This window comes from Streptomyces venezuelae, assembly GCF_008642295.1.
GTDB classification, from domain to species: Bacteria; Actinomycetota; Actinomycetes; order Streptomycetales; family Streptomycetaceae; genus Streptomyces; species Streptomyces venezuelae_C.
Genome location: NZ_CP029190.1, coordinates 6,964,122 through 6,977,767 on the forward strand (window position 1 = coordinate 6,964,122; position 13,646 = coordinate 6,977,767).

Annotated in this window: 13 protein-coding genes; 6 read left to right on the forward strand and 7 right to left on the reverse strand. The window is 74.9% G+C overall.

Features of this window, described 5'->3' with window-relative positions; all coding sequences use genetic code 11:
• Positions 1–24: 24 nt before the first annotated feature.
• The 3 genes from DEJ50_RS31130 to DEJ50_RS31140 all read right to left on the reverse strand — a co-directional run bounded on the left by DEJ50_RS31130 (position 25) and on the right by DEJ50_RS31140 (position 3,561).
• Positions 25–1,425: a condensation domain-containing protein gene (locus DEJ50_RS31130; protein WP_150211391.1), complete on the reverse strand. Its 1,401-nt coding sequence runs from the start codon at positions 1,423–1,425 to the stop codon at positions 25–27.
• Positions 1,426–1,526: 101 nt separating this feature from the next.
• Complete coding sequence (locus DEJ50_RS31135) at positions 1,527–3,050, reverse strand: hypothetical protein (RefSeq protein ID WP_150211392.1); 1,524 nt, start codon at positions 3,048–3,050, stop codon at positions 1,527–1,529.
• 49 nt (positions 3,051–3,099) lie between these two features.
• Positions 3,100–3,561: a hypothetical protein gene (locus tag DEJ50_RS31140; protein WP_150211393.1), complete on the reverse strand. Its 462-nt coding sequence runs from the start codon at positions 3,559–3,561 to the stop codon at positions 3,100–3,102.
• A gap of 99 nt (positions 3,562–3,660) precedes the next feature.
• On the opposite strand from DEJ50_RS31140, the gene DEJ50_RS31145 reads away from it, so the two are divergent.
• Entirely contained in the window at positions 3,661–4,011 is a 351-nt protein-coding gene (locus DEJ50_RS31145; RefSeq protein WP_223837979.1) for a hypothetical protein, read from the forward strand.
• On the opposite strand, the gene DEJ50_RS35335 is transcribed toward DEJ50_RS31145, so the two are convergent.
• Together DEJ50_RS35335 and DEJ50_RS31155 are read right to left on the reverse strand one after the other, a co-directional pair.
• Positions 3,924–4,376, reverse strand: a complete 453-nt coding sequence (locus tag DEJ50_RS35335) for a hypothetical protein (protein WP_150211394.1) — start codon at positions 4,374–4,376, stop codon at positions 3,924–3,926. The two genes, DEJ50_RS31145 and DEJ50_RS35335, sit on opposite strands and share 88 nt — an antisense overlap.
• Positions 4,377–4,427: 51 nt before the next feature.
• Positions 4,428–5,030 carry a hypothetical protein gene (locus tag DEJ50_RS31155; protein WP_150211395.1) on the reverse strand — a complete coding sequence of 201 codons (603 nt, stop codon included), beginning with the start codon at positions 5,028–5,030 and terminating at the stop codon, positions 4,428–4,430.
• 278 nt (positions 5,031–5,308) lie between these two features.
• Here DEJ50_RS31155 and DEJ50_RS31160 point away from each other — a divergent pair, with 278 nt between their 5' ends.
• From DEJ50_RS31160 to DEJ50_RS31180, 5 genes are all read left to right on the forward strand, one after another.
• Positions 5,309–7,414, forward strand: a complete 2,106-nt coding sequence (locus DEJ50_RS31160; RefSeq protein ID WP_150211396.1) for an MMPL family transporter — start codon at positions 5,309–5,311, stop codon at positions 7,412–7,414.
• Positions 7,415–7,421: 7 nt separating this feature from the next.
• Positions 7,422–8,726, forward strand: a complete 1,305-nt coding sequence (locus DEJ50_RS31165) for a sensor histidine kinase (protein ID WP_223837980.1) — start codon at positions 7,422–7,424, stop codon at positions 8,724–8,726.
• Complete coding sequence (locus DEJ50_RS31170) at positions 8,723–9,430, forward strand: response regulator transcription factor (RefSeq protein WP_150211397.1); 708 nt, start codon at positions 8,723–8,725, stop codon at positions 9,428–9,430. Before DEJ50_RS31165 ends, DEJ50_RS31170 begins: the two co-directional genes overlap by 4 nt.
• Before the next feature lie 105 nt (positions 9,431–9,535).
• Entirely contained in the window at positions 9,536–10,270 is a 735-nt protein-coding gene (locus DEJ50_RS31175; RefSeq protein WP_150211398.1) for a peptidoglycan-binding protein, read from the forward strand.
• Between the two features lie 72 nt (positions 10,271–10,342).
• Positions 10,343–11,410 carry an RNA ligase (ATP) gene (locus DEJ50_RS31180; protein ID WP_150211399.1) on the forward strand — a complete coding sequence of 356 codons (1,068 nt, stop codon included), beginning with the start codon at positions 10,343–10,345 and terminating at the stop codon, positions 11,408–11,410.
• A 24-nt stretch (positions 11,411–11,434) separates the two neighbouring features.
• On the opposite strand, the gene DEJ50_RS31185 is transcribed toward DEJ50_RS31180, so the two are convergent.
• Both DEJ50_RS31185 and DEJ50_RS31190 read right to left on the reverse strand, forming a co-directional pair.
• Positions 11,435–12,727 (reverse strand): radical SAM protein, encoded by a 1,293-nt coding sequence (locus DEJ50_RS31185; protein WP_150212471.1) that lies wholly within the window; start codon positions 12,725–12,727, stop codon positions 11,435–11,437.
• Positions 12,728–12,838: 111 nt separating this feature from the next.
• The gene (locus tag DEJ50_RS31190; RefSeq protein ID WP_150211400.1) at positions 12,839–13,645 is read right to left on the reverse strand and encodes a hypothetical protein; all 807 of its coding nucleotides are present in this window, start codon (positions 13,643–13,645) and stop codon (positions 12,839–12,841) included.
• Position 13,646 lies beyond the last annotated feature (1 nt).

Sequence of the window (13,646 nt, forward strand, 5' to 3'; positions counted from 1 at the left end):
CTTCGATCTTCGATGGGTGGTCCGTCAGAACCGGCCGGTCCGGGCGATGTTGTCGAGGGTCTGCACGAGGGTCCCGGTGAGGGCCGCCTTGGCCCGGCGGGCCTGGGGGGTGTCCACGAAGATGGAGTTCAGGTGGAGACCGGTGTGGTTGCGGTGGAACCAGAGGAACATGCCGTTGCTGTGCGTGGTGGAGACGTACTTGTGCGCCTTCCACGCGAGGTGGCTGTGCGCCCCCGGCGTCCTCCTGAAGTCCAGGTAGGAGAAGAAGCTGACGGCGAACGGCCAGATCCGCGGCCCGGTCTGATCGGCTGTCAGCAGATCGAAGGCGCGGACGAACGGAACGCCGGCATACGGCCGCATCGTGTCCATCGCCTCCTGGGCGCCCGCCATGACGCCGGCGAAGTCGGAATCGTCGGCCACCGGGAACTCGACGGGCAGCGTGTTCACGAACCAGCCCATGCCGTGTTCGTACGGGCCCCGGCCGCGGGTGCTGACCGGTACGAGGGCCCGGTGGACATCCGGCCCGCCTTCCCGCTTGAGGCTGACACCGAGCGCGGCCAGCACCCCGGTGGACGTCCTGGCGCCCACCGAGCGGCAGCGGGCCTCCATCGCCTCGAGGCGGCCGGCGGGCAGCAGCGTGTCCGCCTCGTTGACGGCGCGGTACGGCACTCCCGGCTCGATCCCCAGGTCCAGGGGGAGCGACGGGAAGACCTGTCCGCCGTTGCGGGCGACGAACCGCTTCCAGTGGTCCAGCAGTGCATCCTCGGGGCCCATGGCCTCGCCGCGGCGCCGCTCGGCGGCACCGTGGGCGAGGAAGCCGCCCGCCTCGGGGAGGACCGGCTCCCGGCCCTGGGCGTACGCCGCGTAGGCCGTGGCGATGTCATGGATGGCGACGGGGGTGGAAACCCCGTCGCTCAGCAGGTGGTCACAGGCGAAGTAGACCGAGGCGGACCCCTCACGGATCATCGCGCCCATGACGATCCAGGGCCCCCGCAGAGTGTCGGTGCCCCGGAGGAACTGCTGTACGTAGGCCCGGGCTTCGGCCGCGGAGCCGATCCGCCCCACGTCGACGCGTTCGAGCTTCACGTCCTGCGGCGGCACGACCTCCACCGCGGGCCCGTCGGCGGCCTCCCGGAACACACACCGCAACACCTCGTGCCGCCGCACCAGATGGAGCAGGGCGGCTTCGAGTGCCGCACGGTCCAGGCTTCCGGGGATCTCGAAGGAGCCGCCGATGTACGAGGCGTAGCCGACGTCCGCCGCGCGCAGCGCCTGGGCGACGGAGAAGTGGTCCTGCTGGTTGTAGGAGGCGAGGGCGGCCGGATCGGACTCCTCGGGGTGCCCGGCGGTTCCGGCGGCGGACACCGTCCATTCCACGGCGTATCCGGGTGCCATCTCCATGTCCTCGACGGGCAGCTGCAGCACGGGGAGCCTTCCTGATCGGTCGTCACATCGCTCCGCCCCTGGGTTCGCCGCCCCGGGTCATATACCCGTAACGAGCCGGACACCGGGCGGTGACGGCCGGATCAGCGCGGGCCCGGGCCCGGACGATCGTGCGACGGCGCTACGGCCGGTCCGGCCGCGGCAGCCGCCTCCCGGAGCGAGGCCGGCAGCGGGCCGGGCAGCCGGGCCAGCAGCGCCGTGCCGGCTGCCCACGCCGCCTCGGCCTCCGGGTGCAGCCCGGCCGCGGCAGCGGCGTGCGCCACCCGGAAGTGCTCCTCGGCCACCGTCGCCCCGAGGGCCAGCCCGTCCCAGCCGATACCGGACAGCGCCACCGCAGGCGGCCCGTCCAGGGTGGCGACGGCGCGGCGCAGCGACTTCCAGGCCGCGGCCACCTCCCCGGCGCACCGCTGCGCCGAGGCGGCCGAGGCGAAGGCCGAGCCCCGCGCGAAGGGCTCGTCCAGCAGGCTCGCGTGGAGATACCGGGCACGGGCCGCCTGCCAGAGGTCCCCGATCTCCCGGAACGCCGAGGCCAGTTCGCCGATCAGATTGCGGTCGGCCGGCCCGGTGGCGTCGAGCAGCCGGATCAGCGCCGCCCGGGCCGTCTCCGTCCGGCCCTGCCGCCCGGCGAGCCGGGCCCAGAAGACCTCCGGCTCCTCCCGCGGGTCCTCCCCGAACTCCGAGTCGTCCCACGAGGCCGCCCAGCCGCGCAGCTCCTGCGCCTGCTCCGGGAACTCGCTGCCGCCCAGCCCGTAGTACAGATCCGGCTGTTCTGCCGCGAGCGAGCGCAGCAGGGCGTGGTCGGCGGGCTCGCCGTACCGGCCGAGCAGCACCGCGGCGAGCCGGAACTCCGAGGAGTCACCGCCGAACCGGGCCTCCTGCTCCACCAGCGCCCGCAGGACCGGCCGGTCCCCGGGCCGCCGGTCGTACTGCGCGGCCCGCAGCACTCCGGCCCGCCGGCCTGCATCGGCGAGGATCTCCGGGCCCGCCGCACCCTCCCGGAGCAGGTCGAGGTCGGCGCGGGCGGGGGCGAGGACGGTCTCGTACAGCGCCGGCCTCGGCAGCTCGTCCAGCCGCCGGTACGCCAGCCCCTCCTCCGCGTTCAGCAGCAGGAACTCCGGTTCCGTACGGAGCAGGGCCCGCTGCAACCGGGCCGCCAGCTCGCGCACCGGCAGCCGGCGCAGCCCGAGCCCGGCCAGCAGCCGGTCCCGGTCCGCGTCCAGGGAGGGCCCGTAGTGCTCGGCGATCATCTCCTCCACCTCGGCGGCGTAGGCGGCGAGTTCGGCATCGTCCAGGGACAGGTCGAGATCCGCGTACGCCTCCCAGTCGCCGAGCCCGACGATGGTCTCCAGCGCTTCGGAGACGCTCTCGCCGAGCAGCCCGGACTCGCCCTCCGACCCGCCGTACAGCACCTCACCGCCCGCACACAGGTAGAAGGTGCCGCCCGTGTCATCGCCCGCGGTGATCCGCAGCGGGGCATCGGAGGCCAGCCGGACCTCCTCCACATTGCGCTTGCGGCGCACGTCGAAGTTGAAGGGGTACGCGGCCAGGTCCGCCAGCTCGGGACGGCGGTGCAGCAACTCCAGGGCGGGATCGTCACGGTGAGTCATGACCGGACGGTAACAGCCGGGTCCGACAGGGCAGTCGGCCGGCCCGGGGTCAGCCCGGCGGCGGCTCGACCTCCAGGAAGCGGCGCCGGCGCGGGCCGCGGTAGAGCAGGGTGTGCCAGCCCAGGTGCTCCAGCACCTCGGCGCAGGCGGCCAGTTGCCGCTCCTCCTGTTCGGCGGCCCGGCTGCCCGCCGGACCGGACCAGGTCACCCGGACCAGCCCGGGGCCGTCTCCGGGGGTGGCCACATACCCGGTGGCCAGGCGGGCGCCGGTCACCGGGTCGACGGCCGACGGCGGGAGGCCCGCCGCCTCCAGGGCCACCGCGACCGCGCGCAGCGGCTGCTCCCGCTCCCAGCCGGCCGGACCGTCGGCCGCCAGGACCCGGCGGATCTGCAACAGCCCTTCGAAGGCGGTCCGCACCTCCTGTGCGCGCCGGCCGACCGCCTCCGGCGCAGGCGCCGGTCCGTCACCCGTGGCGGCCTCGAAGGGCCCGTTTCCCGCCGCTGCCGTCATCGTCCACCACCCCCGTCCCGAGGATCTGAGTATGGGGGCCCGGCCGTCTGAGTACCTGCTCCGATGTCCGGCCGGGCGCCCGCCGGTCGAATGGGAACCATGATCTCCGCAGCCCGCCGGCACCCGCACGTCCAGCACGTCACCCTGGCCGGCCAGGCCCTGGCCACGGCCCTGGTGCCGCTGGTGGTCGGTGTCCTGCTCGCCAAGGCCGTGGCCGGGGACCCGATGACCCCGGTGAACGCGCTGATCGCGGGCGGCGGCCAGCGGGCCCGGATGGTACCGGCCGAACTGCGCCGGCGGGGCCGGGACACGGTGCGCCGGGTCCGGCCCGCGGTCCGCCCGGGCCGCCGGCGCCCCGGGCGTCAGCGGCCGTACTGGCCCACGCACAGGTCGACCACCGACGGCGGGACCGCCGCCTCGGCGGCGGCACAGAGGTCGTCCATGCCGTAGGCGGTCCCCGGGGCCGGCGGGGCCGGGCGCGGGCGCGGCCGGTGCGGGCGCGCCGTGCGGGGCTTGGCCGGCTTCGCGGCCCGGCGGGCGGCCGGCGGCGCAGCCGGGGCGGGGGCCTCCGGTACGGGCGGCTCTGCGCGGGCCGGCCCCGGCCGCCCGGCCGGCCCGGGGTGCGGCAGCCGGCCCAGCGGGAGGGCCGGCTCCGCCGTGGGGGAGGCCGGTACCGGTACCCCGGCCGGCGCGGGACCGGATGCCGGGGCCGTGCTTCCGGCCGCCGGGCCCGCCGGGGCGACGGAGACACACCCCGCGCTCGCCAGGAGTGCGGCGAGGGAGAGGGACAGGCGGACGGCCCGGTGCAACTGCATCGGTCCACCATGCCGCCGCGCCGCACCCAGGGCCGCCGGTGCCGTTGTCGATCACCCGTGTGGGTGACGGCCCGCGGGCTGACGGCCGCCGGCACCGGCACTGCTGCCGCGCGGGCCGTCGGCCACGGCACTGCTGCCGCGCGGGCCGTCGGCCACGGCACTGCTGCCGCGCGGGCCGTCGGCCACGGCACTGCTGCCGCGCGGGCCGTCGGCCACGGCACTGCTGCCGCGCGGGCCGTCGGCCACGGCACTGCTGCCGCGCGGGCCGTCGGCCACGGCACTGCTGCCGCGCGGGCCGTCGGCCACGGCACTGCTGCCGCGCGGGCCGTCGGCCACGGCACTGCTGCCGCGCGGGCGTCGGGCACGTGCCGCGGGCCGCACGGCACTGCTGCCGCGCGGGCCGTCGGCCACGGCACTGCTGCCGCGCGGGCCGTCGGCCACGGCACTGCTGCCGCGCGGGCCGTCGGCCACGGCACTGCTGCCGCGCGGGCCGTCGGCCACGGCACTGCTGCCGCGCGGGCCGTCGGCCACGGCACTGCTGCCGCGCGGGCCGTCGGCCACGGCACTGCTGCCGCGGGCCGTCGGCCACGGCACTGCTGCCGCGCGGGCCGTCGGCCACGGCACTGCTGCCGCGCGGGCCGTCGGCCACGGCACCGCTGCCGCGCCGGCCGCCGGTCACGGTGCCGGCACCGCTGCTGCGCTGGCCGTCGGCCACAACACTGCTGCCGCGGCCGGCCACGGCGCCGGCACCGCCGCCGCGCCGGCCGCCGGCCATCGCGCCCGTACTCCGCCGGGAGTACTCCCGGCGGCTCACCGGCCGTCCCCCGCCACCCCCCGGAGCAGCCCCGATATCCCCCCTGCGCCCCACGAACCCGGCCCCCGCGGACGGTTGGCTGGAAGCACACCAGTCAGCTGCCAGGAGGGAGGCCCGTATGAGGGCCGCAGTGAAACAAGGCCGGTCCCGGGTATGGGGGGTGCTCGCACTCTGGGTGGTGGTGCTCGCCGTCGCCCTGCCGTTCTCCGGCGAACTCGCCGACGTCACCCGGAACCGGGTGGTCGACTACCTGCCGGCCAACGCCGATTCCACCCAGGTCGCCCGCATCCAGGAGACCCTGCCCGGCGGCGGCTCCACCGATCTCGTCCTCGTCTACCACCGCGAGGGCGGGCTCACCGCCGCCGACCGCGCCGAGGCCGACGCACAGCGCGACCGGATCGCCGGCGAACACCGCCTCACCACCCGCCCGGAGGCCGTGCCCTCGCCGGACGGCAGCACCCTCATGTACCCGGTCTCCACCACCGAGGTGGACCCCGACGGGCCCGCCCGGGTCGCATACGTCGAACGGATACGGGAGACCGTCCGCGGCGGTGACGGACTGACCGCCGAGGTCGGCGGGCCGGCCGCCGCCGCCACCGACGCCGACGAGGTCTTCGAAAGCCTGGACGGCCCGCTGCTCTGGACCACGGTCACCGTCGTCGCCGTCCTGCTCGTCCTGATCTACCGGAGCCCGCTGCTGTGGATGGTCCCGCTGTTCGCCGCGGGCGCCGCCAACTTCCTGGCCAACGCCACCGTCTACGCCCTCCACCAGGGCTTCGGTCTCACCGTCACCGGCCAGAGCACCGCCGTCATGGCCATCCTGGTCTTCGGCGCCGGCACCGACTACGCCCTGCTGCTGGTCGCCCGCTACCGCGAGGAACTCCGCCGCCACGAGCGCCCGTACCAGGCCATGACCGCCGCCCTCCGCGGCTGCGGCCCCGCCGTCCTCGCCTCCTCCGGCACCGTCGCCGCCGGCCTGCTCTGCCTGCTGGTCGCCGACCTCAACAGCAGCCGCGGCATGGGCCCGATCGCCGCCGTGGGCGTGCTGTGCGCCCTCGTCGCCATGACCACCCTGCTGCCCGCCCTGCTGGTCCTGCTCGGCCGGCGGGTGTTCTGGCCGCTCGTCCCCGCGTACGGGAGCGAACCGCGGGTACGCCGTTCGCTGTTCGCCGCGATGGGCAGCTCGGCGGGCCGCCGCCCCGTCACCGTCCTGCTCACCGGGGCCGCCGTCCTCGGGGCCCTCGCCCTCGGCTCCCTCAACCTGCCCGGCCCCCTCAAGCAGGAGGACAGCTACGTCACCACCCCGGAATCGGTCACCGCGCAGACCATCCTCACCCGCAGCTTCCCCGGCCAGAGCAGCCGGCCCCTCGACGTCGTCGTGCCCACGAAGACGGCGGACACCGCCCTGGCCCGGATCCGCGGGACCGCCCGGGTGGTGTCCGCCGAACCCGGGCGCAGCGCCGGCGGCTGGACCGAGGTCTCGGTCCTCGCCCGGGACCAGCCCGAGTCCGCCGGCGAACGGACCACCATCAAGGCCCTGCGCGCCACCCTGGACGGGCTGGGCGGCCATGTCGGCGGACCGAGCGCCCAACAGCTCGACATGGAGGTTTCCAACAACGCCGACCTGCGCCGGGTGGTGCCGCTGGTCGTGCTGTCCGTCCTGCTCATCCTGATCGTCCTGCTCCGCAGCCTGGTCGCCCCGCTGCTGCTGGTCGCCGCCGTGATCGCGGTCTGGGCAGCCTCCCTCGGCATCGGCGGCCTGGTCTTCGGGCCGCTGTTCGGCTTCGAGGGCACCGATCCCGGGCTGCCGCTGCTGTCCTTCGTGTTCCTGGTCGCCCTCGGCGTCGACTACGGCATCTTCCTCATGCACCGGATGCGCGAGGAGTCCCTGGCCGGAGCGGAGCCGGCCGCCGCCGCCCTCACCGCCCTCCACACCACCGGCGGGGTGATCGCCTCCGCCGGACTGGTGCTCGCCGCCACCTTCGGCGTCCTGCTGAGCATGCCGATGGTGGCCCTGGCCGAGATGGGCTTCTTCATCGCGGTCGGCGTGCTCCTCGACACCTTCCTGGTCCGCACCTACCTCGTCACCGCGGCCAGTGTGGCGCTGGGCCGGAAGGTGTGGTGGCCCGGACCGCTCGGCCGGCCACCGCTGCAACCCGCCGCCGGGGGCACGCAGGCCACACCGGGAACCCAGGGCACCCCGGACCCCCTCAAGGTGCCCTGAAATTCCCGTGATCGACAATGTGCGGGTGCCCGCGACCACACGAACGGGCGGCTGGGCCGAACGCGTGCTGGCAGCCGTCCACCGCGACCCGGTGTCGGCGCCCCGCCGGCAGCGCACCGACGCCCTCCTCGCCGTGGGCGCCGGTGCGCTCTCGCTCCTGATCGCCCTCACCCTGAACGGCGGCCGGGAACCCGACGCCCTGGGCCTGGCCCTGCTGGTGGCGGCTGCCGTGCCGCTCGCCTGGCGGCGCCGCGCGCCCCTGCTCACCCTGTTGGCCGTCGCCGCCTTCGAAGGCCCGTACCACATCCTCGACAACCCGGACCAGGGACCGGTGGCCCAGTCCGTCATCGCCCTGTGGACCGTCGGGGCCACCGGCTCGATGCTGCGGACCGTCCTCACCGGCCTGGCCGGCGTGGCCGTGGCACTCGCCCTGATGCTGGCCGGACACATGGACTCGGGCCGGGAGATCCTGGAGGTCTGCGGCTGGATCCTGGCCATTCTCTTCCTCGGCCAGGACATCCGGATCTACCGGCGGTACGTGGCCACACTGGTGGAACGCGCCGAACGGGCCGAACGCACCCGCGAGGAGGAGGCCGCCCGCCGGGTCGCGGAGGAGCGCCTGCGGATCGCCCGCGACCTGCACGACCTGTTGGCGCACAGCATCACCCTGATCGGGGTGCAGACCTCGGTGGCCGCGCACGTCCTGCGGGCCGACCCCGACCGGCTGGACCGGGAGGCCGTCGCCCAGGCCCTCGCCGACATCAGCGCCACCTGCCGGGAGGCCCGGACCGAACTCCGAGGCACCCTGGAGGTGCTGCGGGCCGACAGCGGCAGCCCGTCCCCGCCGGCCGGCGCGGACGGCCCGCTGCCCGGCCTGGACGCCGTGCCCTCCCTGGTGCGGGCCGCCGAGACGGCGGGGGCCCGGGTCGCGCTCACCCTCCGCACCCCGCCGTCGGGGCCGCCCCCGGCCGTCGGCGCGGCGGCGTACCGCATCGTGCAGGAAGCCCTGACCAACGCGGTGCGGCACGCCGGACCGGCCGTCGGGATCGCGGTGGTGGTGGAGCCGCTGGCCGACGGCCGGGAGCTGCGGGTCGGCATCGCCGACGACGGCCCCGGCCCCCGGCCGCAGAGCGGCCCGCCCGGCTTCGGCATCATCGGGATGCGCGAACGGGCGCGCAGCACGGGCGGAACGCTGACGGCCGGACCCGGCCCGGACGGCGGCTTCACGGTGGAGGCGGTCCTGCCGCTGTACGGGGCCGGGGACCGTGGGCAGACCGCACGGCGGGCACAGGACGAGGAGACGGTGACATGACGGGCATCAGGGTGCTGCTGGCGGACGATCAGGCGCTGGTCCGGGCCGCCTTCGCGATGCTCCTCGACTCGGCCCCCGGAATGGAGGTGGTCGGGCAGGCGGGCACCGGGGCCGAGGCGGTGGCCCTGGCCCGCTCGGCACGGGCCGATGTGGTGGTGATGGACATCCGGATGCCGGAGATGGACGGCATCGAGGCGACCCGCCGGATCGCCGCGGACGAGGACCTGGCCGGCGTCCGGGTGCTGGTCCTCACCACGTACGACACCGACGAACACGTCCTGGAGGCGCTGCGCGCCGGGGCCTCCGGCTTCCTGGTCAAGGACACCGAACCGGCCGACCTGCTGGCCGCGATCCGTACCGTGGCCGCCGGGGACGCGCTGCTCTCGCCGGGACCGACGGCCCGCCTGATCGCCCGGGTGCTGCGCACCCCGGGCCCGCCCGAACCGGCCGCCGGCCCGGCCCTCGGCGGGCTCTCGGACCGTGAGCGGCAGGTGCTGGCCCTGGTCGCCCGTGGCCAGAACAACACCGAGATCGCCGAGACCCTGGGTCTGAGCCCGCTCACCGCGAAGACCCACGTCAGCCGGATCATGGGCAAGCTCGATGTCCGCGACCGTGCCCAACTGGTCATCGTGGCCTACGAGTCGGGGATCGTCGTGCCCGGCGGGGACCGGGCCGCCGGCCGGCCGGACGGCGGCGCCCGGTGACCGGGGCGGCAGGCGGGTTTGACCTGGACTGCGGGGTGCGCGAGAGTGCCGCCGGAGCCCGGGGCGCAGTGCCGCGCCGGCCCCCGTGCCTGCCAGGAGCCCATCGTGTCCCACCCTCGTGACCTGGGCGGCCCCGTCGCCGACGACGGCCCGCTCGTACGCCCCTACATACCGGCCGGACCGGGGCACTCCGCCCCGGCGGGAGCCTGGCCACCGCCCGTCCCCGGGCCGGGGCCGGGAACGGCCCCGGCACGGCCGCCGGTCCCGCCGACGGCAGCCCCCGGCCCCGGCCCCGTAGCCGCCCGCCGGCGCCCCCGTACGCCGCTGGTGCTGCTCGGGCTGACCGCCGTCACGGCGGCGGCCGTACTGCTCCTGCTGCTGCCGTCCCAGGAGCCGGTACCGCCGAAGGCGGCGGAGCCGCCGCTGAGCCGCGTCCCCGGACTCCCGGGCGGGGGCGGCCCGGACACCGCCCCGACGGCCCCGGCCACCGCGGGCCCCGGCACCTCCCGCCCGGCCGCCTCCCGGGCCGCGACCCCGTCGGCACCGACGCCCTCGACGTCCCCGCCCGCGACCGGCCGGACCCCGGCCGCGCAGCCCACCCCGTCGCCGGACCGGCCGCACCGGTCCGGTGGCACCCTGCGTCCGGGTGCCACCGGACCCGAGGTGGAGGCCCTTCAGGAGGCGCTCTTCGGACAGGGCTTCACCTATGTGTCCGTCACCGGCAGCTACGACGAGGACACCGAGCGGGGGGTGGCCCAGCTCCAGCGCGACCGCAGTCTGCGCGGCGACCCGGCGGGCGTGTTCGGCCCGGCCACCCGGGCCGCCCTCTACGGCTCATGACCCGGCCGGGAAGGGCATAGCAGAGTCGAAAACCGGTCGACCAGCGAAAATCGACGGTCCAGGGTGAAGTCCATGTCGACCTTGAAAGTCACCGCCGAAGTCCTGACCGTCCACGAGCATCCCAACGCCGACGCCCTCGAACTGGCCCAGGTGGGCCTCTACCGGGCCGTTGTCGCCAAGGGCCGGTACCGCACCGGGGACATCGCCCTGTACATACCCGAACAGGCCGTGCTGCCCGAGGCGTTGATCGAGGAGCTGGGCCTGACCGGCCGGCTGGCCGGCAGCGCCGCCAACCGGGTCAAGGCGGTCCGGCTGCGCGGGGAGCTCTCCCAGGGCCTGGTCTGCCTGCCCGCCGCGCTCAAGGGCACCGATCTGAAGGCGGCGGCCGAGGAGGGCACCGACTTCGCGGGGCAGTTCGGCATCACCAAATGGGTGCCGCCGGTTCCGACCACCATGAGCGGCGACGTGGAGTCCGCCCCCGATCTGCTGCCCTGGGTCGACATCGAGAACCTGCAGCGCTATCCGCACATCTTCGAGCCCGGCGAGCCGGTGGTCCTGACCGAGAAGCTGCACGGTACGGCCTGCCTGCTGACCTACCTCGCCGCGGAGGGGCGCGTCCTGGTCTCCTCCAAGGGCTTCGGGGGGAAGGGCCTGGCCCTGAAGGAGGAGGAGCGCAACCTGTACTGGCGGGCCGTCCGCGCCCACGGGGTCCCGGAGGCCGCCGCCCGGCTCGCGGCCCGGCTCGGCGCCACCCGGGTCGGGGTCTTCGGCGAGGTCTTCGGGGCCGGCGTCCAGGACCTGGCGTACGGGTCGGACGCCCGCACCACCGGACCCGGCTACGCCGTCTTCGACGTGTCCGCCGAGATCGACGGCCAGGTCCGCTGGCTGGACCCGGCCGCGCTGCTCGACGGCGAACTGCCCCTGGTACCCCGGTTGTACGAGGGACCGTACGAGCTCGGCACGGTGCTGGAGCTGACCACCGGCCGGGAGACGGTCTCCGGCCGGGAGGAACACCTGCGCGAGGGCGTGGTCATCCGTCCGGCCACCGAGCGGTACAGCCCGGTGACCGGCGGCCGGGCCATCGCCAAGGCGGTCAGCCCGGCCTACCTCACCCGCAAGGGCGGCACCGAATACGAGTGAGATACGAGTGAGCGGAGCGAGGTCTCACTCGTCGTTCGCCGGCAGGCTGTCCATGAAGGAGCTCACCGAGAACACGGCCCGGCCCGGACCGGCCGGGCCGTAGCCGGGCGGGGAGCTCAGGCCGAACTCCTCCATCGTCGCCCGGTACGACTCCAGCAGCCGGATGTGGTACTCCAGCGGAGCACCCTGCGGATTGGCCTTGCCCAGCGGGGTGGTGGGCTCCGGGCACCAGGTGGTGAACCGCGGGGTGATCCCGTGCGACATGAAGTACCGCAGGCCCTCGGTGGTCGACTCGATCGCCTCGTCCACCGACCGGAAACCGAACGGCTCGGCCATCTCCACGCCCGCGACGAAGTTGGGGATCACATTGCGCGCGCCGAACACCTCGGCGGACTCCAGGATCCGCCGGTGCCATTCGTCACGTCCGATGTACTGCTCCTTCCCCGGGCAGTACAGCTCGAACAGGCGCTTGTCCCACACCTCGTAGTTGGGGTGGTAGATCCGCACCCCGTAGTCGTAGAAGCGCTGGACGTCCTCGCGGGGCAGCGCCTGCGCGACCACCTTGCCGGTCCACCGGCCCGGGAACCGCTCCTCGATGGCCTTCGCGTACTGGCCGTAGAAATCGGCCTCGTCCTTGCCGCCGACCTGGGAGGTGATGGCCCCGCCGGTCAGCGTGTAGGCCTTGGACGCCTTGGCGGTGTCGTACCTGTCGATGATCTCCAGGGCCTCGAGGATCTCGTCGAGCTGCTTGACCCCGGTGTAGGGGCGGCCGGCCGCCTTGTGCTGGCGCCAGTTGTGGTTGATGTCGCAGTACTGGCACTCCTGCTTGGCGCCGAAGTACTGGCAGACCCGGAACACCGTCAGGTAGATCAGGTAGCCCCACTGGATGGTGGGGGCCACCTCCATCACGGACTTCCCGTTGGACAGCTTGTGCCGGTAGTACTCCGGCATCGGCGGCAGCCCGACATCGGCGATCCGTACGCCGTCCAGCCACAGCCCGAGCATGCCGTCCTCGCCCGCCGCGACCCGGTACGGGGAGGCGGGGTTCACCCGGACGGACACCACGGTGCGGCGCAGGCCGTACGGGCCGCCGGTGAGCACGATCTCCTCCGGCGGGCGGCGCAGGGCCGCGGCGCCCAGTTCGGGCAGGGTGCGGTGGTCGAAGGAGAAGATGAAGTACGACTTGGGCTTGACGTCGCCCGCCTCGTTGTCGCTGAGCGCGGATTCGTCGAAGGCGATGCCCCCGCGGAGCAGGTCCTCCTTGATCACCGCTTCCCGTGGTACCTGTGGGAAGCGCGCCATCAGCGACTCGATCATGTCGGTGCGGCGCTCGGCGTCGGGGGTGTGCGGCGTGGGTGCGATGTCTCCGGTCACCCCTCCAGGAATATCAGCCCGGCCCGCCGCCGTGCGCGCCGGGGGGCGGGGGACTCAGGTGTCCCAGGGCAGCCGGACGGCCTCGATCTCGGTGTCCTCGACCAGGCGCCGGACGAGCTCGGGCGGGCCGGCGACCTTGGTGCCCCACAGGTCCTGGTCGGTGTAGGTGACCCAGGAGCGTTCGGCCGCCCAGAGGTTGGAGGGGCTGGCCGTCATCCCGGGGTAGTCGTACAGGGCGAGTGCGTCACCGAGCCGCCCGCCGACCACGCGGTAGGCGCGGAGGTCGTCCCAGTCCTGGGTCAGGATCGGGCAGAAGTAGGCGAAGCAGCGGGTGTCGGGGCCGTCCGGGGCGAAGTCGGTGAGGATCCGTATCAGCCGGTTCCAGGTCTCCCGGTCCAGGGAACCCTCGGTGGGCGGCCTGATGCCGACCGGCCAGCTGCGGTCGGCGAGCCTGCCGTCGGGTGCGCTGAGGTACGAAGGTGACTGGCCCTCGGCCACCACCGGGTCCCCGGTCCGCTCGGCCAGCTCGGCCCAGCGCAGCCGCCGCCATCCCGGGCCGGGGTGCTCGGCCCGGCCGAGCCCGCCGCCGGTGGCGACGCCCACCGGGGACTGGCTGAAGTCCACACCGCCCACGCCGCTCGGCACCTCGATGTCCCCGGCGGCGATATCGGCCCGCAGCAGCTCGTCGTGCGAGACCACCCCGGGCCCGAGCTCGCTCTCGTACATGGGGTTGAGCACCCAGGCGGCGTCGGGCCGCCCGGGGACGGGGAAGCCGAGTATTCCGTCGTCCTCGCAGAGCTCGGCGAGCCAGTCGGCCTCGGTGGAGGCGACGACCGGCCACAGCCGGGTGACGTCGTGCATG